Source organism: Ruegeria sp. BHSA118, assembly GCF_059613405.1.
The window spans coordinates 1-24,889 of sequence record NZ_JBXWSM010000061.1 but is presented as its reverse complement, the minus strand read 5'-3'; the positions used below and the strand labels follow the sequence as shown (position 1 = coordinate 24,889).

The 24,889-nt window shown below is 57.8% G+C and carries 23 protein-coding genes; 11 read left to right on the top strand and 12 right to left on the bottom strand.

Annotation, left to right across the window (positions count from 1 at the left end; all coding sequences use genetic code 11):
• Window positions 1-639: MotA/TolQ/ExbB proton channel family protein (locus AC2FNN_RS16595; RefSeq protein WP_496759605.1), on the bottom strand; the 639-nt coding region annotated here is incomplete at its 3' end.
• Window positions 636-1,070 carry a hypothetical protein gene (locus AC2FNN_RS16590; protein WP_496759604.1) on the bottom strand — a complete coding sequence of 145 codons (435 nt, stop codon included), beginning with the start codon at window positions 1,068-1,070 and terminating at the stop codon, window positions 636-638. The genes AC2FNN_RS16590 and AC2FNN_RS16595, both read right to left, overlap by 4 nt.
• Window positions 1,071-1,584: 514 nt before the next feature.
• On the opposite strand from AC2FNN_RS16590, the gene AC2FNN_RS16585 reads away from it, so the two are divergent.
• Both AC2FNN_RS16585 and AC2FNN_RS16580 read left to right on the top strand, forming a co-directional pair.
• Entirely contained in the window at window positions 1,585-2,520 is a 936-nt protein-coding gene (locus AC2FNN_RS16585; RefSeq protein WP_496759603.1) for a FecR family protein, read from the top strand.
• A gap of 57 nt (window positions 2,521-2,577) precedes the next feature.
• Window positions 2,578-4,809 (top strand): CHASE2 domain-containing protein, encoded by a 2,232-nt coding sequence (locus AC2FNN_RS16580; protein ID WP_496759602.1) that lies wholly within the window; start codon window positions 2,578-2,580, stop codon window positions 4,807-4,809.
• Between the two features lie 59 nt (window positions 4,810-4,868).
• Here AC2FNN_RS16580 and AC2FNN_RS16575 read toward each other — a convergent pair whose 3' ends face one another.
• The 6 genes from AC2FNN_RS16575 to AC2FNN_RS16550 all read right to left on the bottom strand — a co-directional run bounded on the left by AC2FNN_RS16575 (window position 4,869) and on the right by AC2FNN_RS16550 (window position 10,890).
• Window positions 4,869-5,864 carry an ABC transporter ATP-binding protein gene (locus AC2FNN_RS16575; protein ID WP_496759601.1) on the bottom strand — a complete coding sequence of 332 codons (996 nt, stop codon included), beginning with the start codon at window positions 5,862-5,864 and terminating at the stop codon, window positions 4,869-4,871.
• Window positions 5,861-6,895, bottom strand: coding sequence for a Gfo/Idh/MocA family protein (locus AC2FNN_RS16570; protein ID WP_496759600.1), 1,035 nt, complete (start codon window positions 6,893-6,895; stop codon window positions 5,861-5,863). The genes AC2FNN_RS16575 and AC2FNN_RS16570 overlap by 4 nt, the downstream gene beginning before the upstream one ends.
• Entirely contained in the window at window positions 6,892-7,731 is an 840-nt protein-coding gene (locus tag AC2FNN_RS16565) for a carbohydrate ABC transporter permease (RefSeq protein WP_496759599.1), read from the bottom strand. Before AC2FNN_RS16565 ends, AC2FNN_RS16570 begins: the two co-directional genes overlap by 4 nt.
• A gap of 10 nt (window positions 7,732-7,741) precedes the next feature.
• Entirely contained in the window at window positions 7,742-8,656 is a 915-nt protein-coding gene (locus AC2FNN_RS16560) for a carbohydrate ABC transporter permease (protein WP_496759598.1), read from the bottom strand.
• A gap of 63 nt (window positions 8,657-8,719) precedes the next feature.
• Window positions 8,720-9,970 carry an ABC transporter substrate-binding protein gene (locus AC2FNN_RS16555; RefSeq protein ID WP_496759597.1) on the bottom strand — a complete coding sequence of 417 codons (1,251 nt, stop codon included), beginning with the start codon at window positions 9,968-9,970 and terminating at the stop codon, window positions 8,720-8,722.
• The gene (locus AC2FNN_RS16550) at window positions 9,967-10,890 is read right to left on the bottom strand and encodes an N-acetylmuramic acid 6-phosphate etherase (RefSeq protein ID WP_496759596.1); all 924 of its coding nucleotides are present in this window, start codon (window positions 10,888-10,890) and stop codon (window positions 9,967-9,969) included. Before AC2FNN_RS16550 ends, AC2FNN_RS16555 begins: the two co-directional genes overlap by 4 nt.
• 128 nt (window positions 10,891-11,018) lie before the next feature.
• Between AC2FNN_RS16550 and AC2FNN_RS16545 the strand changes: the two genes are divergently transcribed.
• The 5 genes from AC2FNN_RS16545 to AC2FNN_RS16525 all read left to right on the top strand — a co-directional run bounded on the left by AC2FNN_RS16545 (window position 11,019) and on the right by AC2FNN_RS16525 (window position 15,905).
• A complete protein-coding gene (locus AC2FNN_RS16545; protein ID WP_496759595.1) occupies window positions 11,019-11,936 on the top strand; it encodes a glucosamine kinase nucleotide-binding domain-containing protein in 918 nt (305 codons plus the stop codon).
• A complete protein-coding gene (locus AC2FNN_RS16540) occupies window positions 11,923-12,678 on the top strand; it encodes a GntR family transcriptional regulator (protein ID WP_496759594.1) in 756 nt (251 codons plus the stop codon). The genes AC2FNN_RS16545 and AC2FNN_RS16540 overlap by 14 nt, the downstream gene beginning before the upstream one ends.
• A gap of 12 nt (window positions 12,679-12,690) precedes the next feature.
• Window positions 12,691-13,719 carry an SIS domain-containing protein gene (locus tag AC2FNN_RS16535; protein ID WP_496759593.1) on the top strand — a complete coding sequence of 343 codons (1,029 nt, stop codon included), beginning with the start codon at window positions 12,691-12,693 and terminating at the stop codon, window positions 13,717-13,719.
• Window positions 13,716-14,849: an N-acetylglucosamine-6-phosphate deacetylase gene (gene nagA, locus AC2FNN_RS16530; protein WP_496759592.1), complete on the top strand. Its 1,134-nt coding sequence runs from the start codon at window positions 13,716-13,718 to the stop codon at window positions 14,847-14,849. The genes AC2FNN_RS16535 and nagA overlap by 4 nt, the downstream gene beginning before the upstream one ends.
• Window positions 14,850-15,032: 183 nt before the next feature.
• Complete coding sequence (locus AC2FNN_RS16525; protein ID WP_496759591.1) at window positions 15,033-15,905, top strand: bifunctional allantoicase/(S)-ureidoglycine aminohydrolase; 873 nt, start codon at window positions 15,033-15,035, stop codon at window positions 15,903-15,905.
• Here AC2FNN_RS16525 and bhcR read toward each other — a convergent pair.
• A complete protein-coding gene (bhcR, locus tag AC2FNN_RS16520) occupies window positions 15,883-16,731 on the bottom strand; it encodes an HTH-type transcriptional regulator BhcR (RefSeq protein WP_496759590.1) in 849 nt (282 codons plus the stop codon). The two genes, AC2FNN_RS16525 and bhcR, sit on opposite strands and share 23 nt — an antisense overlap.
• Window positions 16,732-16,900: 169 nt before the next feature.
• Between bhcR and bhcA the strand changes: the two genes are divergently transcribed.
• The 4 genes from bhcA to bhcD all read left to right on the top strand — a co-directional run bounded on the left by bhcA (window position 16,901) and on the right by bhcD (window position 21,332).
• Window positions 16,901-18,091, top strand: coding sequence for an L-aspartate--glyoxylate aminotransferase BhcA (gene bhcA / locus AC2FNN_RS16515; RefSeq protein ID WP_496759589.1), 1,191 nt, complete (start codon window positions 16,901-16,903; stop codon window positions 18,089-18,091).
• On the top strand, window positions 18,091-19,059 hold the full coding sequence (gene bhcB, locus AC2FNN_RS16510) for a beta-hydroxyaspartate dehydratase BhcB (RefSeq protein WP_496759588.1): 969 nt from the start codon (window positions 18,091-18,093) through the stop codon (window positions 19,057-19,059). Before bhcA ends, bhcB begins: the two co-directional genes overlap by 1 nt.
• Before the next feature lie 27 nt (window positions 19,060-19,086).
• The gene (gene bhcC, locus AC2FNN_RS16505) at window positions 19,087-20,250 is read left to right on the top strand and encodes a 3-hydroxy-D-aspartate aldolase BhcC (RefSeq protein ID WP_496759587.1); all 1,164 of its coding nucleotides are present in this window, start codon (window positions 19,087-19,089) and stop codon (window positions 20,248-20,250) included.
• A 116-nt stretch (window positions 20,251-20,366) separates the two neighbouring features.
• On the top strand, window positions 20,367-21,332 hold the full coding sequence (bhcD, locus tag AC2FNN_RS16500) for an iminosuccinate reductase BhcD (RefSeq protein ID WP_496759586.1): 966 nt from the start codon (window positions 20,367-20,369) through the stop codon (window positions 21,330-21,332).
• A gap of 163 nt (window positions 21,333-21,495) precedes the next feature.
• Here the strand turns inward: bhcD and AC2FNN_RS16495 are convergent, their stop codons facing one another.
• From AC2FNN_RS16495 to puuE, 3 genes are read right to left on the bottom strand one after another with little or no spacing between them, the layout of a single operon-like run.
• Window positions 21,496-22,920 (bottom strand): uracil-xanthine permease family protein, encoded by a 1,425-nt coding sequence (locus AC2FNN_RS16495; RefSeq protein WP_496759585.1) that lies wholly within the window; start codon window positions 22,918-22,920, stop codon window positions 21,496-21,498.
• Window positions 22,921-22,973: 53 nt separating this feature from the next.
• Window positions 22,974-23,459: an ureidoglycolate lyase gene (locus AC2FNN_RS16490; protein ID WP_496759584.1), complete on the bottom strand. Its 486-nt coding sequence runs from the start codon at window positions 23,457-23,459 to the stop codon at window positions 22,974-22,976.
• On the bottom strand, window positions 23,456-24,868 hold the full coding sequence (gene puuE / locus AC2FNN_RS16485; RefSeq protein WP_496759606.1) for an allantoinase PuuE: 1,413 nt from the start codon (window positions 24,866-24,868) through the stop codon (window positions 23,456-23,458). Before puuE ends, AC2FNN_RS16490 begins: the two co-directional genes overlap by 4 nt.
• Window positions 24,869-24,889 lie beyond the last annotated feature (21 nt).

Here is a 24,889-nt window from a genome sequence, read left to right as displayed (position 1 = left end):
CTGTGCCGCCGCCTCTGAGCTTTGGATGGAATGACCGGGAACCAGAACCGTACGCAAAGCCTTGTCCGCAAAAACACGCTCGCGTGCGGTTCGACTTTCAAGCCAGGACAAAACCATCGACGTTGGCATCGCAACGGCCAGACCCACAGCCGTGGTAATCAGGGCCACCCAGATCCCGCCTGCCAAAAGTGACGGATCAACCGATGATCCAGCGGTTTGCAAGCTTTGGAATGCACTGATCATACCCAGAACCGTACCAAAAAGACCCAGCAAAGGCGCCAGCTGCGCCACGGTGTCCAGCAAGCGAAAACCACGTTCCAGCCCGGCAAGCGCCAGACCCGCTTCGGCATCCAGCCGGTCATCGGCCCCTGGAACACCAGATGCGTTCATCGCCGCGCCCACAATAGGGGCAAGATAGCTGCTGCTGTCCGCCAGTCTGGCGCGTGCGGCAGTGTGATCTCCTGCATCCCAGGCTGCCAGAGCTTCAGACAGCACCTTGTGCCGCCCGACACCGCAGGCTGCAAATTGCCAGAGCTTGTAGAGGGTGACCGCCAGCGTCAAAACCGACATGGCGATCAATATCGCCACCACCGGCCCGCCGAGTTCGAAAATCTCACGAAGTGCGGCTACTGGACTCATCCCAACAACTCCATTTCCACCCTGCTGCTCAGCGTCAGGGTGCTGTCGCATATGTCACTTTCGGAACCACCCACGACGCAGGAATTCGCGCCGTTGATCAAGGCTTGTCCAACTGTGTCACATGTTCTGTTGGGAAGGTCGAACTGGCGCACCCGGGGCCGGTCGGCGGGCAAGTCGCGAAAATCGAACAGAGAAAGGTTCAACACACCACCTTCGGTGTCGAAAATGACGGTTTCGAATACGGCACCGTCGATCGGCTGCCCGGTTTCATTCCTGACCAGAAACGTCAACCTGCACGCGCTGGCGACATTCTCAGCCGAGTTCAGTTCCACAAAGAGCCGGGCAGCGGATTCAGCTGCGGATTGTGCAGACGCTGTGGACAGCAAACAGCCAGAAAACATGGCCGCGACGATAATGCGACGAAACAGCATGAACAGACTCCGTGTTGCAGCGCTGGAACAATCGGGCAGCGACCGTCAGCTTGCCCATCTGCGTTTCTACCCGAGGGACATGTTACATTAAAGAGCCGCAAAGGGTGGCAAAGTAAAAGGGTCGTCAGCGCGTGTTGATATACGTACGTTCACGGCAAGACATACGGTGCGCAATCAGAATTTCAACTGCGCCCAAGGTTGCACTGCGCATCGGGACAACCAACAATTTCATGTCGGGTCAAATTTGAAAATCCGCACTTTTCCAAACAGGTGCTTGGCCGGCAACAAAAGCTGCGAAACTGCGCCCGACCAAGCCTTCACAGAAGCTCCCCAAAAGCAGTTTTTGAACGTCGTTTTCACATAATTCTTGCTAAGAGCGCGAAAAATAATGCATATTTGTCTACGTTTTTAATGCATATAAACGATAATAACATGTTTTTTGAGAGGCAAGCGTCGAGCACAGCGCGGTTTCCGTGCGTCAAAACCCGTTGGGGGAAGGGGTTCGAGTTTGTCGTTGTTAAAGATTGTAATGGTTCTTTGCGTTGCCGTGGCCATACCGTCGCAGACCATCGCCAACATTGGAAAAATCATCAGCGTCAAACAAGGCGCCCAAGTCGTTCGCGGGGGAAAAGCACAGCCCGTTTATTCAGGAATGGAGGTTGCGTCCGGCGACGCGCTCAGCACTGATCAGACTGGCGTAATCCAAATCGTTTTTGTGGATGACACCAAGATTGCCATCGGCCCCAACGCACGCATGGTGCTGGATGTGTCCATGTTGCGAAATAACCGCAAAGCCAAGAGCTTTGCTGTTCAGGCTTTGGGTGGCAGTTTTCGGTTTATTTCTGGGAAAAGCCGAAAGAGGGCCTATTCGATCAGGACTCCGTCGGCGACAATGGCCGTGCGCGGCACAACCTTCGACATGTGGATCGTGTCGGATAAACAAAGCGCGATGCTTGTCCTGCAAGGTACGGTCCGCATGTGTGGCAGTCAGGGCTCGTGCAGGTCTTCGGGGCGTCAATGCAGCATGTTCGCAACAAGCGGAGAGGGAGGAGTTGGACGGCCTGCCGATCAGGCGCAATACGAACAAGCGCTGAAAAGCGGGTTTCCATTCGTTCAGTCCCAGGAAGGGTTGCTGCCCCCTTTGCAGGTACGGGTAGAAGGGTGTTCAGGTGATGGAGCGCCCATACGGCGCGTCGAAGCGGACCGGTCGGAAGCCCGTAGGGACCCTCCTCAGCAGCGAGAAGTCCAAAATACGGTCTCTGGACCTTCGCCTTCCGCGAACAATGAACCGGAAAGAGAAGAGCCGGACCATGCGGAACCCGAACAGGAAGAACCAGAGCAGGAAGAGCCCGACAGAGAAGAACCGGAGCAGGAAGAACCCGAACAGGAAGAACCCGAACCTGAGGAGCCCGAACGGGACGAACCAGAGCGGGAAGAAACTGATCCGTGATTGCTCGGGAATTGCTGTTGTACACGCAGTTTCAGTTCCATTTGTCTGGAGGATGGTGTGAGCGACAAGGTGCGGAAATCCAGGAACGGGCGATGGGCCTTCCGCCTCGTGGGGCTGGGGCTGATCCTATTGGGTTGCTTCATCCGGGCGTGGGATCCGTACCCGGTTCGAATGACGCGCCTGATCTATTTCGACGTTTTGCAAAGATTATCCCCGCGGGAGTTCAATCCCGAACTCCCCGTGCGCGTCGTGGATATCGATGAGGCTTCGCTTGCCAGCTTTGGACAATGGCCCTGGCCCCGCACTTTGGTTGCGCAGTTGGTGCAAAATCTGGGTGACTATGGCGCCGCGACGATTGCATTCGACATGCTGTTTGCCGAACCTGACCGGTATTCGCCATCTCGCCTTCTGAACGATCCATCGCTGGCGGGCGTGTTGACTGTGGAACGCCATGCCGAAAAGCTGGACAACGATATCATGCTTGGGATGGAAATGGCCTACTGGCCCGTGGTGCTGGGCGTGGCCGCGCGATTGTCAGCCAAAGGTGAACCCATTGCGGCCAAAGCCGGAATCATTGAATTCGGAGAAAGCCCCGCCGAGGGGCTGATCTCGGTCCCGCATTGGACGCCAATCGCGCCACCATTGGATCGGGCAGCGGCGGGTGTTGGTGGGGTCAATGTCTCGCCCATCGGTGGGACCGGCATCGTAAGACGTGCGCCGGTTCTTTGGAACGGTCCGGACGGTCCGCTGCCAAGCCTTGCAGTCGAAGCCCTCAGGGTCGCCCTGGGTGAGACCAGCATTCTCATGGAAGGCGCGCCTGACGAGGCTGGCATCATGCTGGCCGTCGAAATCGCCGGATACCGTTTGCCGACGACCGAGAATGGCGAGCTTTGGCTGAAATACCGGCGGGACACCCCCGACCTTTACATTTCAGCCAATGATGTTCTGGAAGGTTCCGAAAACCCCGGGCTTCGATCCGAAATCGAAGGAAGAATAATCCTGATCGGAACCTCCGCCGCCGGTTTGTTCGATATTCACCAGACAGCACTTGGCGAAAGCGTCCCCGGTGTTTCAATTCATGCCCAGATGATCGAGCAGATTCTGACCGGTGATATGCTCAGCCGGTCTGACGTGACCGCGGCGCAGGAACTGCTTGCCTTTGCGTTTCTAGGGCTTGTGGTGATTGCCGTCATGTCCAGCTTTGGCGCCATTGCATCCTTCATCGCCGGTGGCATAGCCGCCGCAGCCGTTCTTGCCATCAGCTGGCTGGTTTTTCAAAACCAATCCATCCTGTTCGACGCCACCTTTCCCCTGATTGGAGGCATCGCGAATTTTGGCCTGCTGGCGGGGTATCTTTTCGTTTCGACCGAGCGCGAAAAGCGCCAAATTCGAAAAGTCTTTTCGCATTACGTGGCCCCGGAAATCCTTGATGAAATGGAGAATTCGGGCCACCAGCTGCAATTGGGCGGAGAAAGTCAGGAAATCACTGTGATGTTTTCGGATATCCGGGGATTTACCGCTCTGTCCGAGTCCGCGTCGGCAACGGAACTTGTATCCTTGCTGAACGCGCTGTTTTCCAAGCTTGGAGATCAGATCCTGCATGAGCGTGGCACGATCGACAAATTCATCGGTGACGCCATCATGGCCTTCTGGAACGCGCCTTTACCCGTTGCGGACCATCCATGCCGCGCAGGGCTTGCCGCGATCAGGATGCGGCGTGCTTTGGCACAGTTCAATGCATCCGAGATCATGCGGAACCGAAAGCCGATAGCGCTGGCAACCGGAATCGCCACGGGGCAGGCCTGCGTCGGCAACATAGGATCGCAAAAACGGTTCAACTATACAGTTATCGGAGATGTCGTGAATGTTTCGGCACGGATCGAACAATGTTGTCGAACGGTCGAGTATGACATTGTCGTTTCCGACGGGGTGTATCAAGCCGGTCGAGATGAACTGGCATTTTTGCAGGCCGGCCATGTTGACCTGAAAGGCAAAGCCAACCCGGAGCCCGTTTTTGTTCTGGTTGGAGATTCCATTTTGCGGAAGACCGACGCGTTCCAGGAACTCGTCGCACGGCACAGTAAGTTGATTGCAGCATTGAGAACCCGAAGACCTCAGGGCGACATCGTGCGCATGTGTCAGCATTGCGAAAAACTTGCCGCAGATATCGAACCCGGATTGCGCCAGTTCTATCGCGCTTTGGCGGGTCGCGCCGCTGATTTCCGCGCGGTCTCATCATCCGGGTCGGTCATGTTCACCCGAAACACCAGAATAGCCGGCGGTGTTTAGGCGGCGCTGCATGGAAAAGTCGGCTGACTTTAGCCCCCAAAGCCCTGCGTCAGTGAGTGTCACGCGAGACGCGCGCCCTGTGCGTCGAAGCGATAAACCCTGCCTGGAGAATATCCAAATCGGATGCTCTGACCGGCTTCAACCTGATGCTGCCCGAACAGGCGTGCGGTGATCTGGTGATCCTGCATCATGGCAATCACGTTGGTGTCACCACCCAAATGTTCGACATGGGTGACGTTTGCGACCACCGGGCCATCGTCAGACAAAAACAGGTCTTCCGGCCGGATACCCGTTGTAATGTCCGCGCTTTCGCCGATCATGCTGGCAGGAAAGAAATTCATCGACGGCGCCCCAAGAAAACCGGCTACGAACTGGTTGGCGGGGTTGTTGTAAAGCTCCATCGGGCTGCCGACCTGTTCCACACGCCCGTCGCGCAGAACGACGATTTTATCGGCAAGAGTCATTGCCTCGGTCTGGTCATGGGTCACGTAGATCATCGAAGCGTCAAGCTGCCGGTGCAGGTTCGCAATCTCCAACCGTGTATTCATACGCAGGGCCGCATCGAGATTGGACAGAGGCTCGTCGAACAGGAACAGCTTTGGTTCCCGGACGATGGCACGACCGATGGCGACGCGCTGGCGCTGACCACCGGACAATTCGGAAGGATACCGGTCAAGGTAAGGTTCAAGGTTCAGCATCTTGCTTGCCCTTTCGACGCGCTCGTCGATGACCTGCCTGCTCTGGCCCTCCTGTTTCAGCGCCAATGACATGTTCTTGCGCACGTTCAAGTGGGGGTAGAGAGCATAACTCTGGAACACCATTGCGATACCGCGTTTCGAAGGCGGGGTGAGATTCATGAGCTCTCCGCCGATGCGCACTTCGCCCGACGTCACATCCTCGAGCCCCGCGATGACACGCAGAAGGGTGGACTTGCCACAGCCCGAGGGACCGACGAAGACGACGAATTCGCCGTCTTCCACCTCGATATTGATGTCTTTCAGAACCTCGACGGTGCCGAAGGATTTGTTCACGTTTTGCAGCGTCAGGGCGGTCATGTGCTTGCCTCTTTCAGCGAAATGGGTTGGCCGGTACGGATGCTTTCATCAGCGGCCAGGCAGATGGCCAGCGATTGCACGGCGTCGTTCATGTGGCGGGTCAGATCGATATCTTCGGCGATGGCACGCAGCATATAGGCTTGCTCGGCATTGCAGAGTTGCTGATGGCCGGGCTCATCCGGCATCTCAACTATCCGGTCGCCGTCAGGGCGGTGAACCAGAAGGCCGCCAACCTTGGTGTGGCCGTCGATATCCGCGGATGCGCCCTTGTTGCCATCCGTGATTGAAACCGACCCGTTGGGGGACACGATGTCTTTCACGAAAAAGGCGGTCTCGGACATCATCGGACCCCAGCCGGCCTCGTACCAGCCGACCGAGCCGTCTTCGAAGATCACCTGAAACTGGCCGTAGTTATACATGTCTTCGGCAATCTCATCGCTCAGCCGCAGGCCCATGCCATGCACGCGGACGGGATCGGAATCGGTGATCTGGCACATAACATCGACGTAATGCACGCCGCAATCGACGATTGGGGATGTCGTCTGCATCAAGGCCTTGTGCGTTTCCCATTCGGCCCCGCTGCTTTGCTGGTTCAGGTTCAGACGAAAGACATACGGCCCGCCGAGATCGCGTGCCTCCGAGATCAGGCGCATCCATGACGGGTGGTGCCGCAGAATATATCCGATCACCAGTTTTCGATCGGTTTCCTCTGCTTTTGCGACCACGCGTCTGGCGTCCGCAACCGTCGTGGCCAGTGGCTTTTCAACAAAGACATGCGCACCCGTTTCCATTGCGGCGCAGGCAAAGTCTGCGTGGCTGTCGGAATAGGTTGCGACGACGACCAGATCTGGGTTTGTCTCGGCCAGTGCCGCCTGAAAATCCGAATAAGCCGGATAGCCTGACAGGTCGGGATGGTCTATATGACCTGTGCGGTTGACCAGCCCCACGATCCGTGCGTCGGGGTGGCGATGATGGGCCAAGGCATGGCTCAGACCCATGTTGCCAAGACCAGCGATCAGAACCCGGGTCATTTGACAGCTCCTGAGGTGATACCACGGATCAGCTGGCGCGAGAAGATGACGTAGAGCACCAGAACCGGCAGGATCGCCATGCTGAGCGCGGAAAGAACCGCGTTCCAGTCGGTCACAAACTGGCCGATGAAGACCTGGCTGCCCAACGTCAGGGTTTTGGTCTCTTCAGCGGGCGCAAGGATCAAGGGGAACCAGAGATCGTTCCAGATCGGGATCATGTTGAACACGGCGACGGTTGCCATGGCAGGCCGGACCAGAGGCAGCACCAACCGAAAAAAGATCGTGTATTCCGAAAGCCCATCGATGCGCCCTGCGTTCTTCAGGTCATCACTGACCTGGCGCATGAACTCGGACAGGATGAACACCGCCAGCGGCAAGCCCTGTGCCGTGTAGACGAAGATCAGGGCCCAGAGCGTGTTCACAAGCCCTGTGGCGACCATCATCTCAAGGATCGCCACGGTGCCGATGCGGATCGGAATCATGATCCCAAGTGCCAGATAGAGGCCCATGATCAGGTTGCCCTTGAACCGGTATTCGCTGAGGGCAAAGGCGGCCATGGCGCCGAACAGCAGGATAAAGGCCAGTGAAACCACTGTGACGATCAGCGAGTTCTGAAAGTAGAGAAAGAAATCCCCCTGCTTCATCACCGTCTGGTAGCCGATCAAGGAAAAGCTTTCGGCATCAGGCAAGGCAAGCGGCTCGCGAAAGATGGCGCGGCGCGTTTTGAAGCTGTTGATGATGATCACGAAAACCGGGAACAGGGCGATCAGTGTATAAAGGATCAGCGCACCATGCATTGCAGCGGTATTCAGTGGATTCGAGCGTGCCTTGTTCATTGCAGAGCCCTCACAGCTGATACCGGCGCATCCGGGTCTGGATGCCGAAAAGGTAAATGCAAACACCCACAAGGATGATGGCGAACATGGCGCCGGCAATGGCCGATCCCATATACGGATCACCCAGTTGCAGCTGGAAGCCGAAGAACGTGCGGTACATGAAAGTGCCTAGGATGTCGGTCGAAAAATCCGGCCCAGCCAGTGCGCCCTGAGAGACATAGATCAGGTCAAACGCGTTGAAATTGCCCACGAATGTGAGAATCGAGATGATCCCGATCGAGGGCAGGATCAGCGGCAGTTTTATTTTCCAGAAAGCCGAAGCTCCTGTGATCCCGTCGATCTCTCCGGCTTCAAGAATTTCTTCGGGGATCGACAGAAGGGCCGCATAGATCAGCATCATCGGGATGCCGACAAATTGCCAGACCGAGACAAGCGCCAGAGTTGTCAGAGCGTATTCTTCCTTGCCCAGCCAAGGCGCGAAAAGGGATTTCAGACCAACTGCGTCCAGCATCGAGGGCGCAATCCCCCAAAGCGGAGACAGGATCAGTTTCCAGGCAAAACCCACGATCACGAAGCTCAGGATCGTCGGAATGAAAATGGCTGACCGGTACAGTGCGGCAAAGCGCAACCTCGGGTGTGACAGGATCGCAGCCAAAGCGATACCGATGGGGTTCTGCACCAGCATGTGGATCAGGAAGAACCAGAAGTTGTTGCCCAGCGCATTCCAGAATTGCTCGGACCAGAGCGGATCAAGGAACAAGGTTCGGAAATTCTCCAAACCCACATACACACGCGCCTGATCGACTTCGGTAAACAGCGCAAGGCGGAGCGTGTTGAACAAGGGCAGGATCATCACCGCCGTGTAGACCAGCACCGCAGGTGCAAGGAAAACGGCGATGTGCCAGCGTATGCGGCGGGTCGGCATGGGAATCTCCGGGGAAAAGGTGCCGGACGCGTCGGGCCGCGTCCGGTGTGAGTGGTTCAGGTCTTACTGATGCGGTGCGTACCAGCTGGCCAGCCCGTCTTGCAGTTTCTTACCCAAAACCTCGGGGCTTTCGGTGCCCTTGATGGCTGCAACGGATGCACCCCAGGTCTCGTTTTCGAGGTTGGGCGTGCCGCGTGACAGGATCTGATAGGTCGAACGGATGGTGCTCTCGCACTCATCCCGCCATCCGACGATTTCCTTGGCAAGGGGATCTTCCAGTTCAACCGGAGTGTTGGACAGAGGGAAGAAACCGGGAACCGCATTGCCGAAGATGCTGGCGAATTCCGGGCTTGCGACCCAGGCCAGGAACGTGCGGGCAGCCTCCTGGTTTTCGCTCGCGGCATTTAGGCCGATACCGATGTCGGTGTGGTCCGATATATAGCAGGTGTCACCGGCATTCTGGACCGGCGGCTTGAAGGCACCCATCTCAAAATCGGCCTGCGTGTTGAAGCCTGCGATTTCCCAGCTGCCTGCCGGATAGATCGCAGCGCGGCCCAGCGTGAACAGGTTCTGGCTGTCGGGATAGGTTTGCGCCTCATACCCGTCGCCCAGATACGCGCCCCACTTGGCCAATGTCGCATAAGGTGCAACCCACTGTGGGTCGGTCAGCTTCTGTTCACCCTTGATCAAAGCCAGACGACCTTCTTCGCCCTTCCAGTAGTTCGGGCCGATGTTGTTATAGCCCATCGTCGCGGCTTCCCACTGGTCGTTGGTGCCCATCGCCATCGGGATGTAAGTGCCGTCTTCCTTGATCTTGTCCAGCGCGGCAAAGAACTCGGCCTCGGTGGTCGGAACTTCGATGCCCAGCTCGTTGAACGCATCTTTGTTATAGATGAAGCCGTGGATCACGGATGCCATCGGAACGCAGAAGCTGGCGGATGCATCGTCTGTCTGCCAAGCCGATTTGGCTACGTCCGAGAAATTGTTCATCGCATCCAGATCGGACAGGTCGGTCAGATGGCCCGCTTCGTAAAGCGCCAGAGAAGCATCGAACGGGCGGCAGGTGATCAGATCACCGGCGGATCCGGCTTCCAGCTTCGAGTTCAGAACCGCGTTGTATTCCGCAGGGGCTGAAGGCGAGAAAACAACTTTGATACCTGGATTGGCCGCTTCAAAGGCCGGAATGATCTTTTCCTGCCACAGGGCAAGGTCATCGTTGCGCCAGCTTTCGATTGTCAGCGTGGCGTCTTGCGCATAGGCGCTTGTGACCAGCGCCGTGCTCATCAGAGCCAGGCTCAGAACTTTGCGTTTCATTTGGTTTCTCCCAGGTTGCTATGTTCGTTATTTTCATTCAGCCGGTTCATCGCATGACGCAGATGGCCATTCGTTTCAGCCAGTCGCTTTTGTGCATCCTCTGCCGATACGGCACCTGCGGCGACAAGTGCCGCGCATTTCAGGTTGCCATCCGCGGCCCTCAGGGCATCATCAGCACGTTCTGGTGATACGCCGGTAAGCTGGCACACGATTCCGTTGGCGCGTGCGCGCAATTTGTCATTGTCCGCCCGCAGATTGATCATCATGCCGTCCTGAATATGCCCAAGCTCGATGGCCATCAGCGTCGACAACGTATTGAGGGCTATTTTCTGCGCAGTGCCGGCCCCCATTCGGGTTGAGCCCGAGATCAATTCCGGAGGGGTCGCAAGCAGAACGGCATGGTCGGCCAGTTGCAACAATTGCGAGCCCGCGTTGTTTGCAATCCCGATCACGGGCGTCCCCCTGTCGCGCGCCAGTTTTGCGGCGGCGACGGTATAAGGCGTGGTGCCGCTGGCCGAGACCGCGATGAGCGTATCATTGCCAACCATATCCGACACCTCTTGCGCCAGCCCATCAACAGCGTCCTCTACATCCCCTGGCATGTCTGCCGTAGTCGGCATTCCACCCGCCATATGAATGCGGATCTGCTGCGAAGGAATGGAAAAGGTTCCACCAAGCTCCAGCGCGTCCGAGGCCGCCATGAGGCCGGAAGACCCCGCCGCAAGATATCGAAGCTTACCACCCGACCGGATCGTCCGGGCCATGGCCGTCGCCCCGCTGCAAATCGGGCCAAGCGCATCAAGCACTGCCGTCGCCGCTGACACCTGCGACTGCGCCAGCAGGGCGGCCACTTCCGCCTGCGGACGGGTATCAAGCCCATGCGCATCCTGATGCAATTGTTCTGTCGCCGGCGTAATCAAGTGATTCTCCCCCAAGAACTCTCGACATCATACCTTTTAAATACCATTAGTCTACCATTTATTTTTTTCTTTATTTTCGGCCGATATAGCATGATATTCGCCAGCTTGGTCACATTTAGGACTTCAAAATGCGCAAAAGGTATTATAAAGGTCTTTATATGGTAAAGTCATCGAAACCCATATTCCTGGCCGCCGACGGAGGCGGAACGCGCTGCCGCGTCGCCGCTTTTGTTGATGGCAAAACACACAGGGTCGAAGTCGGCGCGGCAAACGTGTCGACTGATTTCGAGGCCGCCTGCATCGAGCTGCGGCGCGGTCTGGAAGCTCTGGCCGTTCTGACGGGCCGTTCGCCCGAGGAGCTTGCGCAAGCGCCCGCCTATCTGGGCCTGGCCGGGATAACAGGTGACGCGATTGCCCGGAAACTTGCGGCAGCATTGCCATTTCGGCACGTCCGGATCGAAGATGATCGCGCCGCCGCTTTGCGCGGCGCATTGGGGGCCAGGGACGGGTTTGTCGCACATTGCGGCACCGGTTCTTTTGTCGCAATGCAAAGGGGTGGCGAGATGAAGCTTGCCGGCGGATGGGGTCCTGTTCTGGGCGATCAAGCGTCCGCGCAATGGGTTGGCAAACGGGCGCTGGCCAAGACGCTGGAGCACACGGATGGTATGACCGGCCCTTCGGCATTGGCGCAGGATCTGCTGTCTCGATTCGGCGATGCCGCAGGAATTGTACGGGCCGCGGCTGACATGACGCCATCGGACTTTGGTGCCCTCGCCCCGCTTGTGACCGAGCTTTCCAATCGCGGGGACGACTTGGCCAGGTCCATCCTGCGGGACGGTGCAGACTATCTGATCGACGTGATGAAGAAAATGGGCTGGAACGTTGGCCTGCCCGTTTGTCTGACCGGCGGAATCGGCCCCCTTTACGCACCGCACCTGCCTGCGGACATGCAATCTGCTCTGGTCCAGCCTGCGGGCGATCCACTGTCCGGCGCACTTGCATTGGCACAGGCGTATCTGGAGGAAATCGAACATGAACATAGCTGATTTCCTGCGGCCCGAAGGATGGTTGGGGCAAAGCTCGGGCCCGCGCTATGTACAGCTCCGTCAACGCCTTGAACAAGGGATCAAGGACGGCATCCTGCCTCCCAACAGTTCGCTGCCCCCTGAAAGAGAAATCGCCGAGATCACCGACCTGTCCCGTGTGACCGTACGCAAGGCCATTCATGAACTGGTGCGCAAAGGTGCAATCGAACAAAGACAGGGGTCTGGGTCTTTTGTTCGCGAACCCGTGGCGAAGGTCGAACAATCGCTGTCCCATCTGACATCGTTCACCGAAGACATGGAGCGGCGCGGGCTCAAGACAACCTCGACATGGCTGGAGCGTGGGATTTTCCTGCCATCGCCTGAAGAAATGATGGCATTGGGCTTGTCGGCAAATGAACAGGTCGCGCGTATCTACCGCCTGCGAGAGGCAGGAGGACGCCCGATGGCGTTGGAAAAAGCGGCCCTTCCGCTCGATATCCTGCCGAACCCCACCGAAGTGACGGGGTCGCTTTACTCTGTTCTTGAACAATCTGGTCTGCGACCGGTGCGCGCGGTCCAGAAAATCTCGGCCATTAACCTCGAACCGCCAGAAGCAGAGCGTCTGGATGTTGCGGAAGGTACGGCCGGGCTTCGGATTCAACGCACCTCATATCTGCAAAGCGGGCGGGTCGCTGAATTGACCCGCTCGATCTACCGTGGTGACGCCTATGACTTTGTGGCCGAGCTGCGCCTGTCAAATTGAAAGCCTGGGAAAATGCCTGACACAACCACTCAGATGCGGCGCGAGATCGATGAGATTCCCGACGCCGTTGACCGCCTTCTGACCGAGGGCGCGGAATTGATCGCGCAAACCGCCGACGAGATCCGGGCCCGCGACCCGCGGTTCCTGATCTCGGTGGCGCGCGGATCTTCGGATCATGCGTGCAGTTTTCTGAAATACGCCTCGGAACTGCTGCTTGGATTGCCGATGGCTTCGGTCGGACCGTCGGTAAAATCCATCTACGGGGTCGACATGCGCTGCGAGGATGCAATCTGCATCTCTGTCTCACAATCCGGTCAGAGCCCGGACATCGTGCAACTCACGCAGTCGCTCACATCCGGCGGGGCTTACTCGGTCGCGATCACGAACAACACTTCCTCAGCCCTGGCCGAGGCAGCCACGGCAACGCTGCCCATTCACGCGGGCCCCGAGCTGAGCGTGGCGGCGACAAAGACATTCGTGACGTCTTTAGTCGCCGGATTATGGCTGATTGCGCAGGTGAAGCGCGATGATCACCTGTTGCGCGCAATCCATGGGCTGCCGGACAGCTTGTCGACCGCAATCGCCTGCGACTGGAGCGCCGTGGCGGACGCGGTGGATGGTCGGTCTTTGTTTACCTTGGGCCGAGGCCTGTCTTTGGCAATCTCCAACGAAGCCGCGTTGAAATTCAAGGAAACCTGCCAGATCCACGCAGAAAGCTATTCGGCGGCCGAGGTTCTGCACGGCCCGGTTTCCATTGTGGATCAGGGCTTTCCCGTGCTTACCCTGTCGTCCGGGGATGCCGCAGAGGACAATCTGGCCGAAGTTGCGGACGCACTGGCATCCAAAGGCGCTGTGGTTTTCGCCACAACCGGCCGCGTGAAACACGCCACGGAACTGCCCCATGTCCGGACGTCGCATTGGATGACGGACCCGATACCAACAATCGCTGCGTTTTATGGAATGGTGGAGAAGGTGGCCACACAACGCGGGATCGACCCGGACACACCACGCCATCTGAAAAAAGTGACGGAAACGGTATGATCAGATCAACTGTTACCTTTGCGGGCGGCCCAATCTTCGATGGCACTGAATTGCGTGAAGGATACGCCGCACGGTTCAGAAACGGTGTGCTGGATGCGTTGCTACCTGCGGCCCAGATCGCACAGGATGACCAGATCGAGGATCTGCGTGGCGACATCCTCAGCCCCGGCTATGCTGACTTGCAGGTGAACGGCGGCGGGGGCGTGATGTTCAACGACGATCCATCGGTTCACACGCTGACCCAAATCGCCAGCGCTCATCGCGCTTTGGGTGCCACTCGCATCCTGCCAACCCTGATCACGGACACGGCCGAGAAAACCCGGGCCGCGATTGATGCCGCCATCAAGGCCGTTCAGACGGGTGTTCCCGGTATTGCGGGCCTGCATCTGGAAGGTCCGCACCTGTCTGTGCGACGCAAGGGTGCACATGATGCCGCCCTGATCCGCCCGATGCAGCAAACCGATCTGGAAATTCTGATCGACGCTGCAAAACACCTGCCTGCATTGATGGTCACGCTGGCACCCGAAAGCACAACCCCGCAACAGGTTGAAGCATTGAAGCGCGCGGGGGTCATCGTCTCTCTGGGGCATACGGACGCGCCTTTTGAGACCTGCCTGGCTTTCTCAAGTGCCGGGGCGCAATGCGCAACGCATCTGTTCAATGCGATGAGCCAGCTTGGCAGCCGAGAACCCGGACTGGTCGGCGCGGCGCTATCCTGCGGGTCGCTATCGGCGGGCTTGATCGCGGATGGCATCCACGTTCATCCCGATACGATGCGGATTGCCTGGGCGGCCAAGCGCGGACCAGGGCGGATTTTCCTTGTCAGCGATGCGATGGCGGTCGCCGGTACGTCACTGACCGAGTTTCAGTTGGAAGGGCGCCGTATCCGGCGGGAAAACGGCAGGCTGACTTTGGAGGATGGCACTCTGGCCGGGGCCGACTTGTGCCTGACAAATGCGGTGCGGGTTCTGACGGAACAAGCAGAGATCCCCGTTCAGGAAGCACTCGCCGCAGCAACAAGCGTTCCGCTCGAGATGATTTCCGGTAAAAGCAAAAGGCTGAAACCTGACCTGTCGCAGATGATACGGATTTCCCCGGATCTGTCCGGGGTCAGACCAGTGCAACCCTGACCCAAACCTCGTTGATCCAACCGGCTGCGCAGCGCGCGCATGATGCCAATGCTGTGTGCGCTTACTGACGGCCAAATTCTGATTTTTCAAATCTTTACGAATAGAGCTGTCAACTTTTTGCGGGTGGTCCGCACCGATCCTTAGGCGCATATTTCAGGCAAATGACATTTTTCAGGAGCATGCATGACCGCCAAGTATTATTCGCCACACGGTGGGCATCCCGGTCAGGAGCAATTGCTGACTGACCGCGCCGTATTTACCGACGCTTATGCAGTGATCCCAAAGGGAACGATGCGGGACATCGTGACCAGTTTTCTGCCGTTTTGGGACGACACCCGCTTATGGGTGATATCACGCCCGCTAAGCGGCTTTGCCGAAACCTTTTCGCAATACATCATGGAGGTTCAGCCCGGCGGTGGCTCTGACCGGCCCGAGACCGATCCCGAAGCCGAAGGCGTTTTGTTCGTGGTCGAAGGCGCAGCAACATTGACGGCCGACGGCACGACCCATGAGCTGACGCCCGGCGGCTATGCCTACCTGCCCGCTGAATGCAATTGGACCTTACGAAACCGAGGCGGTGAGACCCTGCGTTTCCACTGGATTCGAAAGGCTTATGAAGCGGTGGAAGGGCTTGACCGCCCGGACGTTTTGGTTCTCAACGAAAATGAGATCACGCCAACGCCGATGCCCGGAACCGACGGCAAATGGGCCACGACGCGCTTTGTCGACCCAAGTGACTTGAGGCACGATATGCACGTGACCGTGGTGACTTTCGAGCCGGGCGCCGTCATTCCGTTCCTTGAAACACATGTGATGGAACATGGTCTGTATGTTCTTGAGGGAAAGGCCGTCTACAGGCTGAACAATGATTGGGTAGAGGTCGAGGCCGGCGATTACATGTGGTTGCGCGCGTTCTGCCCGCAGGCCTGCTATGCAGGCGGGCCGGGTAAGTTCCGTTACCTGCTCTACAAAGACGTGAACCGTCATATGGCACTGCGGCCAGGACCAGCCGCTTACCCGCAGCACCGGCGCCTCAGGTCAGCGGCGCAGAAATAGCCCCGCCAATGGCCAGAGTTAATTGACGCGCCGCCTCGATGACGGGGCGGCTCAGGCGCGCGATTTCGGTTTCGCTGACGCGGCTTGTCGGTCCGGATACCGAAATCCCGGCTACAGCCTCTCGGTTGATATCGAAGACCGGCGCAGCGATACATCGCATACCCGCGTTTTTTTCTTCGTTGTCTATCGAGAAGCCCTGTGCCCTGACCATGGCAAGATCTTCTTTCAGTGCGACCGGGCTGGTAATCGACCGGTCCGTGAAGGCCCGCAGTTCCGTCTTGGCCAAAAGCCGGTCCAGCCGTTCTTCATCCATATATGCCAACAGAGCTTTCCCGATGCCCGATGCGTGCATCGGAGACAGCGTGCCCGGAGGGAAAAACGCCCGGATGCTGGCGTGGGTTTCCACCTGGCTCAAGAACAATACCATTCCTTCTTTTTCCACCCCCAGGTTTGCGGTCTCGCCCGTGGCCTCCATCAGCTTTCGCATCACGGGTCGGGCCCGGTCCACAAGGCTGGTGCGACGCAGGAAGCGCGAGCCGATTACGAACGCTCGAGGACCGATGTGCCAGACCTGCTCGTCGTGATCGAACTCGACAAGTCCCCTGCCCTCAAGTGTAACGAGAATTCGGTAAACTGTGGCGGGCGACTGGCCCATTTCGTCGGACAGCGCGGTTAACGCCTTGCCCTGCGCTTCACTCAGATACTCGAAAACCTCCATCGCGCGGTCGAGCGACTTGATCGTGTTTTGCGCTGTCTTGTCGTCCCATCCCCGTGGTCTTCCACGGGCTTTTCTGCGGGATTCGCGAGTATTGTCTTGAGAATCCATAAAAACCCTTTGATCATTCGTGAAAGACTAATTCATCATATGAAAAATATAAGGTACTGACAATTATAAATTAAATTCGGAACATAGATTTTTGAAAGTCTTTTTCAAAAATATATCGGGCTGAGTGACGGAAGTTTATCGTGTGGTCAACGACGGAAGGAGACCATCCATGAGCTTTCAAAACCCCGTTTTCATCCCGGGCCCGACCAACATCCCTGAAAGCCTGCGCAAGGCTTGCGATATGCCCACGATCGACCACCGTTCGCCGCTGTTCGGGCAGATTCTGCATCCTGCGCGCGCGGGTGTGCAGAAAGTCCTGAAAAGCGACAGTGCCGAAGTCTTCATCTTCCCGTCGACCGGAACCGGAGGCTGGGAGACCGCATTGACCAACACCCTGTCGGCCGGTGACAAGGTTCTGGCGGCGCGCAACGGCATGTTCAGCCATCGCTGGATCGATATGTGCCAACGCCACGGTCTGAATGTCGAGATCGTCGAAACCCCTTGGGGCGAAGGGCTGCCAGCCGATCGTTACGAAGAGATTCTGACCGCCGACACAAGCCGCGAAATCAAGGCTGTTCTTGCCACGCACAACGAAACGGCAACCGGTGTGAAATCGGATATTGCCGCTGTACGCAAGGCTCTGAATGCTGCCGGGCACCCCGCAATGCTGTTTGTCGATGGTGTTTCATCTATCGGATCCATGGATTTCCGTTTTGACGAATGGGGCGTTGATGTGGCCGTCACGGGTTCGCAGAAAGGATTCATGTTGCCTGCGGGCCTTGCTATCGTCGGGTTTAGCCAGAGGGCAATGGACGCGACCAGCACAGGGACCCTGCCCCGCACCTTCTTTGACGTGCACGACATGGCGAAGGGCTATGCCAACAACGCCTATCCCTATACACCCGCGGTTGGCTTGATGAATGGCCTCAACCAGGCCTGTGATATGCTGCTGAACGAGGGGCTGGAAAACGTCTTTGCCCGGCATCATCGCATTGCCGAAGGTGTTCGCGCCGCCGTAGGTGCCTGGGGGCTGGAGCTTTGCGCAGCTGATCCGTCGGTGTATTCTGACACCGTAAGCGCGATCCGCACGCCGAGTGGCATCAACGCGACGGACATCGTGACCCATGCTGCCGAAAAATACGGCGTAGCCTTCGGTGTGGGGCTTGGTGAAGTCGCCGGCAAGGTATTCCGCATCGGCCATCTTGGCAGCCTGACGGATGTCATGGCCCTGTCCGGGATTGCCACCGCTGAAATGTGCATGGTCGACCTGGGCCTGAACATCCGGCTGGGCTCGGGCGTGGCGGCTGCGCAGGAATATTATCGCGGTCATTCGGGCGCCGTTCAAAAGGACGCCGCATAATGAAGGACTGTAACATGTACATCCCGACCTACGAGGACATGCTGGCGGCACATGATCGGATTGAACCTTTCATCCGCCGCACACCGGTCCGCACATCAGACTATCTGAACGAGCTGAGCGGCGCACAGCTGTTCTTCAAATGTGAAAACTTTCAGGAACCGGGCGCCTTCAAGGTTCGCGGCGCTGCGAACGCCGTGTTTGGCCTTGATGACGAACAGGCCAGGAAAGGTGTTGCAACCCATTCTTCGGGCAACCACGCCTCGTGCCTGTCTTATGCGGCAATGAAACGGGGCATTCCCTGCAACGTCGTCATGCCGCGCACAGCGCCACAGGCCAAGAAAGACACGGTGCGGCGCTATGGAGGAAAGATCACGGAATGCGAACCCTCAACCTCGTCGCGCGAAGCGACCTTTGCTGAGGTTCAGGCTGCCACGGGCGGGGATTTCGTCCACCCTTACAACGACCCGCGCGTGATCGCCGGGCAAGGCACCTGTTCGCGCGAGTTCATCGAGCAGACCGACGGTCTGGATGCGGTTGTCGCACCTATCGGCGGGGGCGGCATGGTATCCGGCACCTGTCTGACCTTGTCTACCTTGGCACCTGAAACCAAGATCATCGCAGCAGAACCTGAACAGGCCGACGATGCCTATCGCAGCTTCAAGGCCGGTCACATCATTGCGGATGACGCACCCAAGACGATTGCCGACGGGCTGCTGGTGCCGCTGAAAGAGCTGACCTGGCATTTCGTGTCGAACCATGTCTCTGAAATCTACACCGCCTCGGAACAAGAGATCATCGATGCGATGAAACTGACGTGGAAACACCTGCGGATCGTGATGGAGCCATCCTCGGCCGTTCCGCTGGCCACGATCCTGAAGAACCCGGACGCATTCAAAGGCAAGCGTGTCGGCCTGATCATAACCGGGGGCAATGTCGATCTGGACAGGCTGCCCTGGCTGAACGCGTGACATCAATCCCGACATAGGAATACGGAAATGAAAGATATGACCAATCTCGACGAATTCGAAGTAGGCTTTGACATTCCGGCCAAGCCCGGAATGGATGAAGCAGATATCCAGACCCCCTGTCTTGTGCTGGATCTCGACGCGCTTGAACGCAACATCAAGAAGATGGGCGACTATGCCAAGGCGCACGGCATGCGTCACCGTGTGCATGGGAAAATGCACAAATCGGTAGACGTTGCCAAGTTGCAGGAGAAGATCGGAGGCGCCGTTGGCGTCTGCTGCCAGAAAGTTTCAGAGGCCGAAGTGTTCGTGCGCGGCGGTATCAAGGACGTTCTGGTGTCGAACCAGGTGCGCGACCCCGCCAAGATCGACCGTCTTGCCAGCCTGCCAAAGCTGGGCAGCCGCATCATCGTCTGTGTCGATGATCTGGACAATGTCGCGGATCTTTCAGGCGCGGCGGTGGATCACGGAACACAGTTGGAGGTCTTCGTCGAAATCGACTGCGGCGCTGGCCGGTGCGGTGTGACGACAACACCCGACGTGATCAAAATCGCCAAAGCGGTCGAAGCAGCAGAGAACCTGAAATTCACCGGCATTCAGGCCTATCAGGGTGCAATGCAGCACCTTGACAGCTATGAGGCACGCAAGGAAAAGCTCGACACCGCAATTGCGATGGTAAAGGACGCGGTTGAAGGCCTCAAAGCCGAAGGCATCGAATGCGAATTGGTTTCGGGCGGCGGCACCGGCTCATATTACTTCGAATCCAACTCGGGCGTGTACAACGAACTGCAATGCGGGTCCTACGCCTTCATGGATGCCGATTACGGCCGGATCCTGGACAAGGACGGCAACCGGATCGATCAGGGCGAGTGGGAAAACGCCTTCTTCATCCTGACCAGCGTCATGAGCCACGCCAAGGCGGACAAGGCGATTGTCGATGCGGGCCTCAAGGCGCAATCGGTGGACAGCGGCCTGCCCGTTATCTTCGGCCGAGATGATGTCGAGTACATCAAATGTTCGGACGAACACGGCGTCGTGATGGACCCGAACGGCGCGCTGAAGGTCAACGACAAGCTCAGGCTGGTTCCGGGGCACTGCGACCCAACCGCAAACGTGCATGATTGGTATGTCGGTGTTCGCAACGGCAAGGTCGAGACCGTCTGGCCCGTATCCGCCCGCGGACGCGCTTATTGATCCGAACTTGCTCGGTTTGGGAGGGCTGGCTCGGAAGCAGCCAGACAGCCGCCCGCGTGTATGCTCTCCTTCCGGCGGTGGCACGCGGGCGCACGAATGTTTGATTGGAGAATGAAATGCTGATCGTACCCGAGCGTGAGATCGCTGACCTTATGACCCGACAAGCGGCTTTTGACGCGGTCGAACAGGTCTTTGCCGCAATGGCGTCCGGCGACGCCTACAACTTCCCTGTCGTGCGTGAAGCCATCGGACATGAAGATGCACTATACGGCTTCAAAGGCGGGTTTGACCGCGCCGGCCTGACGCTGGGACTGAAGGCGGGCGGCTATTGGCCGAACAATCTGGAAAAACGCGGGCTGATCAACCACCAGTCCACCGTTTTTCTTTTCGACCCCGACACGGGCAAGCCATCTGCGATGGTCGGCGGAAACCTTCTGACGGCCCTTCGAACGGCGGCAGCATCTTCGGTTTCGATCAAGCATCTCGCACGTAGCGACGCCAAGGTCATCGGCATGATAGGCGCGGGCCACCAGGCGGCCTTTCAGCTTCGCGCGGCACTGGAGCAGCGCGATTTTGAAAAAGTCATCGGCTGGAACTACCACCCCGAAATGCTGCCGAATATCGAGAAGGTCGCCAATGAAGTCGGCGTTCCGTTCCAGGCCGTCGAGCTTGACGAAATGACTGAGGCGGATGTGATTATTTCGATCACTTCGGCCTTTGCGCCCTCGCTGATGGCGAACCATGTCAGCCCCGGAACTCATATCGCCTGCATGGGTACCGACACAAAAGGAAAACAGGAAGTCGAAGCCGCCCTTCTGGCCAAGGCGAGCGTGTTCACGGACGAAGTCGCGCAATCCGTCAGCATCGGCGAAGCGCAGCACGCGGTGGCCGAAGGCCTGATCCAAGAAAGCGATGTGACGCAGCTTGGCGCGGTCATCAACGACACCGATCCGGGCCGGATATCGGACAATCAGATCACGCTGTTCGATGGCACTGGTGTTGGCCTTCAAGATCTTGCGGTCGCCGCGTCCGTGGTCGACCTCGCCGTTCGGAAAGGGATCGCGATCAAGGTCGATTTCTGAAGCCAGACGGCACCCCCCCGGGCATAGTCGTCGGTGGTCCTTTTGGGCGGACAGCTTTTGACAGCAGATCTCCATTTAATGGTGACCGAGCAAAGAGAGGCGGCGCGTCAAGACGCGCCGCTTCATTTTTGCCCAGGACGATCAGTGTATCAGGTCGAACGCATCAGACGTGATCGTCTTGCCCGATGGAGCCAAGACCATGACCGGCCATGCCGCCCGAGACCTCTTCCGTCGCTTCGTCGGAAAGTTCTTCGGGAAGCACCAGATTCAATACAATGGCGATGACGGCGGCGGGCAGGATTCCTGATGTCGCCAGAACCTTCAATGTGCCGGGCAAGTATTGCAACGCGTTGGGTTCCAGCTGCAAACCCAGCCCAAGGCTCAGGGCGATTGCAAAAATAACCATATTGCGCCGGTTCCAGTTCACGTCCGAAAGCATCGAGACCCCCGCCGCAACAACCATGCCGAACATCACGATCACGCCGCCGCCAAGAACCTCAATCGGAATGGACGAGATTATCGCCCCGATTTTGGGGATAAGCCCGCAAACGATCAGGAAAAGCGCGCCGATGGTCACGACCATGCGGCTCATGACTCCGGTCATGGCAATCAGCCCGACATTCTGGCTGAACGACGTGTTCGGCAGCGCCCCAAACAGGCCAGAGATCGCAGTACCAAGACCATCGGCATAGGTCGCGCCCTGTATTTCCTTGTCGGTGGCTTCTCGGCCAGCGCCCCCTTTGGTGATACCGGATACGTCCCCAACGGTTTCAACGGCGGAAACAAAGGACATTGCACAGAAACCGATGATGGCCGCGACCGAGAATTCGAGGCCAAAATGCAGGGGGTTCGGCAGTGCAAAGGATGCCGCGTTGCCGACGTTGCCCAGGTTGATCTGACCAAGCAGGAAGGCCACGGCGTATCCGACCAGCAAACCGATCAGAACCGCCGACACCGACAACATGCCCCGGGCAAAGAATTTCAGGCCAAGCGTGACCACGATTACGGTTCCGGCCATGAACCAGTTCAGACCCGAGCCATATTCCTCGGTACCTATGGCGGGCACACCGCCGGCGGCATATTGAATGCCGACTTTGACAAGGGCCAGGCCGATCATGGTCACCACAAGCCCCGTAACCAGCGGCGGAAGAGCAAAGCGAATACGTCCAATGAACAACCCGAGGAATGCGTGGAACAATCCACCAACAACGATACCGCCCATCAGAACTGCAATGGCGTCGACGCCCTTTCCAACCACCAGCGGGATCATGATCGGGATGAAGGCAAACGAAGTCCCCTGCACGATGGGCAGTCGGGCACCAACAGGACCCACACCAATGGACTGAAACAACGTGGCGACGCCCGCGAAGAACATCGACATTTGGATCATGTAGATCATCTGCGGAAAATCGGGGCTGTTCGAGCCAAAGCCGAAACCGGCGGCACCACAAACGATAATTGCTGGCGTGACGTTGGACACGAACATCGCCAGCACATGCTGAATTCCAAGCGGCACCGCCTTCAGCAGCGGCGGAGTATAATTCGGATCGCGGAGTTGTTCCGGCGTTCCGATGGATGCATCTGACATTTGGTCTTTCCTCCCTTGAGGTTCGCAGCCGGCTCCTCTTCCGGCAACGCGCCTCATTCTGTGATTTCAAAAGCCTCCTCGAACCAATGTTCTTCGAGGTTGGGCCCGGCTCCAATTCGGTCGACCACCGCAAAAAGTCCGGGCGCATGAAGCGGGGTCAGAACGCCGTGCCAGGTGTTGCGATGATAATTCACACCCTGTCCGGACGCTGTTTTGAATGCGATAGGCTGCCCGGGTGTTCCGTTTTCATCCGGGGCCACAACCACGACAAATGGTTTATCCGACAAAGGCAAAAAGGCTTGGCTGCCATCCGGATGGCGTTCAACCATTTCCAACTTGATCGGCAGACTGAAGACTTCGGACTGAAACACGCTGATACCCGCACGCCCATCGTGGAAATCCAACACGGCCCGATCGTGATAGCGGGCGCATTTACCCTGATTGATAAGCTTGTCCACCTGGCCGGCCGCCTCGATGACATCGCCGAAAGGTGCAAATGCCTCTGACGTCAATGGGCGAAGTTTCAAGGCAGCCGTCATTGCGCGAACTTCTCGATCAGACGCAGTTCGGCAATGCGCTCAACCTGACGGCAGGCTTCGGCAAATTCGCTGTCGCGGTCATTGTCGATGCGACGGCGAAAGGCTTGCAGAATGCTGGCCTTGGTGTTGTCCTTGACGGCAATGATGAAAGGAAAGCCGAACTTGGTCGTGTAGGCTTCGTTCAATGCCGTGAACGTTGCGCGTTCTTCATCGGTCAGCATGTCCAGACCCGCACCGGCCTGTTCCGCAGTGCTTTCTTTGGTCAGGCGGCCGGCGGCGGCCAGCTTGCCCGCCAGGTCCGGGTGAGCCGTCAGAACGCCAAGGCGCTGCTCGGGCGAGGCGGAACGGAATACGCGCGCCAGCGCGTTGTGGACGCCAGCGGCATTGTCATGCGTCGTGCCCAGTTCCAGTTCATACGCACCTTCGGCAATCCACGGGCTGTGCTCGAACACACCGCCGAATTCCGACACAAAGGTTGGTCGATCCATTTCCGACGGGGTCAACCTTTGGCTTGGCGGATGCGTTTGCGCCCAGTGATCAGCGATTTGTTCACGCGTTGCGAACCAGACACCGTCGTGTTTCCTGAAATAATCGAGTGCACGTTTCAGCGCCATGGCACGACCCGGGCGACCAATCAGACGGCAGTGCAGCCCAATCGAGAGCATCTTGGGCGCGCCCGCCTCACCCTCGGAATAGAGCATGTCAAAGCTGTCTTTCAGATAGCTTTCGAACTGTTCCCCATTGGTGAACCCGGCCTGGATTGCAAAGCGCATATCGTTGCAGTCCAGTGTATAGGGCATGATCAGTTGATCCTTGCCCCCTGCCTTGATCCAGTATGGCAGATCGTCGGCGTAGCTGTCGGCGATATAGGCAAAGTCGCCTTCCTTGGCGGCCAGTTCGACCGTATTCATCGAACAGCGGCCCGTATACCAACCACGGGGCGGCCGACCTGTAACCTCTGTGTGCAGCCGGATGGCCTCGCGGATCTGGGAACGTTCTTCTTCTGCGCCCATGTCCTTGTGTTCGATCCACTTCAAACCGTGGCTGGCGATCTCCCATCCGGCGTGCTTCATCGCCGCAACCTGTGCAGGTGCACGCGCCAAAGCGGTTGCAACACCATAGACGGTAACAGGCAGATCCTGCAAAAGGTGATGCACGCGCCAGAACCCTGCGCGGCTGCCGTATTCATAGATCGATTCCATGTTCCAGTGCCGTTGCCCCGGCCAAGGGGCGGCTCCGGTGATCTCGGACAGAAACGCTTCGGATGCGGCATCGCCGTGCAAAACGTTGTTTTCACCGCCCTCTTCGTAATTCAGCACGATCTGAATTGCGATTTTGGCTTCGTTCGGCCAGTTTGCTTTGGGAACTTGCCCGCCGTAACCGGTCATGTCTCGTGGATAAGGCTTCACATCGGTTTCCTTCTTCTTGAG

Coding starts and splice junctions, on each gene's coding strand:
- bhcC (WP_496759587.1), top strand. CDS start 19,087: ATGAAAGATATGACCAATCTCGACGAATTCGAAGTAGGCTTTGACATT.
- AC2FNN_RS16545 (WP_496759595.1), top strand. CDS start 11,019: ATGCGCAAAAGGTATTATAAAGGTCTTTATATGGTAAAGTCATCGAAA.
- AC2FNN_RS16495 (WP_496759585.1), bottom strand. CDS start 22,920: ATGTCAGATGCATCCATCGGAACGCCGGAACAACTCCGCGATCCGAAT.
- AC2FNN_RS16575 (WP_496759601.1), bottom strand. CDS start 5,864: ATGACCGCCCTGACGCTGCAAAACGTGAACAAATCCTTCGGCACCGTC.
- AC2FNN_RS16570 (WP_496759600.1), bottom strand. CDS start 6,895: ATGACCCGGGTTCTGATCGCTGGTCTTGGCAACATGGGTCTGAGCCAT.
- bhcA (WP_496759589.1), top strand. CDS start 16,901: ATGAGCTTTCAAAACCCCGTTTTCATCCCGGGCCCGACCAACATCCCT.
- AC2FNN_RS16535 (WP_496759593.1), top strand. CDS start 12,691: ATGCCTGACACAACCACTCAGATGCGGCGCGAGATCGATGAGATTCCC.
- AC2FNN_RS16555 (WP_496759597.1), bottom strand. CDS start 9,970: ATGAAACGCAAAGTTCTGAGCCTGGCTCTGATGAGCACGGCGCTGGTC.
- bhcD (WP_496759586.1), top strand. CDS start 20,367: ATGCTGATCGTACCCGAGCGTGAGATCGCTGACCTTATGACCCGACAA.
- AC2FNN_RS16540 (WP_496759594.1), top strand. CDS start 11,923: ATGAACATAGCTGATTTCCTGCGGCCCGAAGGATGGTTGGGGCAAAGC.
- nagA (WP_496759592.1), top strand. CDS start 13,716: ATGATCAGATCAACTGTTACCTTTGCGGGCGGCCCAATCTTCGATGGC.
- bhcB (WP_496759588.1), top strand. CDS start 18,091: ATGAAGGACTGTAACATGTACATCCCGACCTACGAGGACATGCTGGCG.
- AC2FNN_RS16490 (WP_496759584.1), bottom strand. CDS start 23,459: ATGACGGCTGCCTTGAAACTTCGCCCATTGACGTCAGAGGCATTTGCA.
- AC2FNN_RS16590 (WP_496759604.1), bottom strand. CDS start 1,070: ATGCTGTTTCGTCGCATTATCGTCGCGGCCATGTTTTCTGGCTGTTTG.
- AC2FNN_RS16565 (WP_496759599.1), bottom strand. CDS start 7,731: ATGAACAAGGCACGCTCGAATCCACTGAATACCGCTGCAATGCATGGT.
- AC2FNN_RS16560 (WP_496759598.1), bottom strand. CDS start 8,656: ATGCCGACCCGCCGCATACGCTGGCACATCGCCGTTTTCCTTGCACCT.
- bhcR (WP_496759590.1), bottom strand. CDS start 16,731: ATGGATTCTCAAGACAATACTCGCGAATCCCGCAGAAAAGCCCGTGGA.
- AC2FNN_RS16525 (WP_496759591.1), top strand. CDS start 15,033: ATGACCGCCAAGTATTATTCGCCACACGGTGGGCATCCCGGTCAGGAG.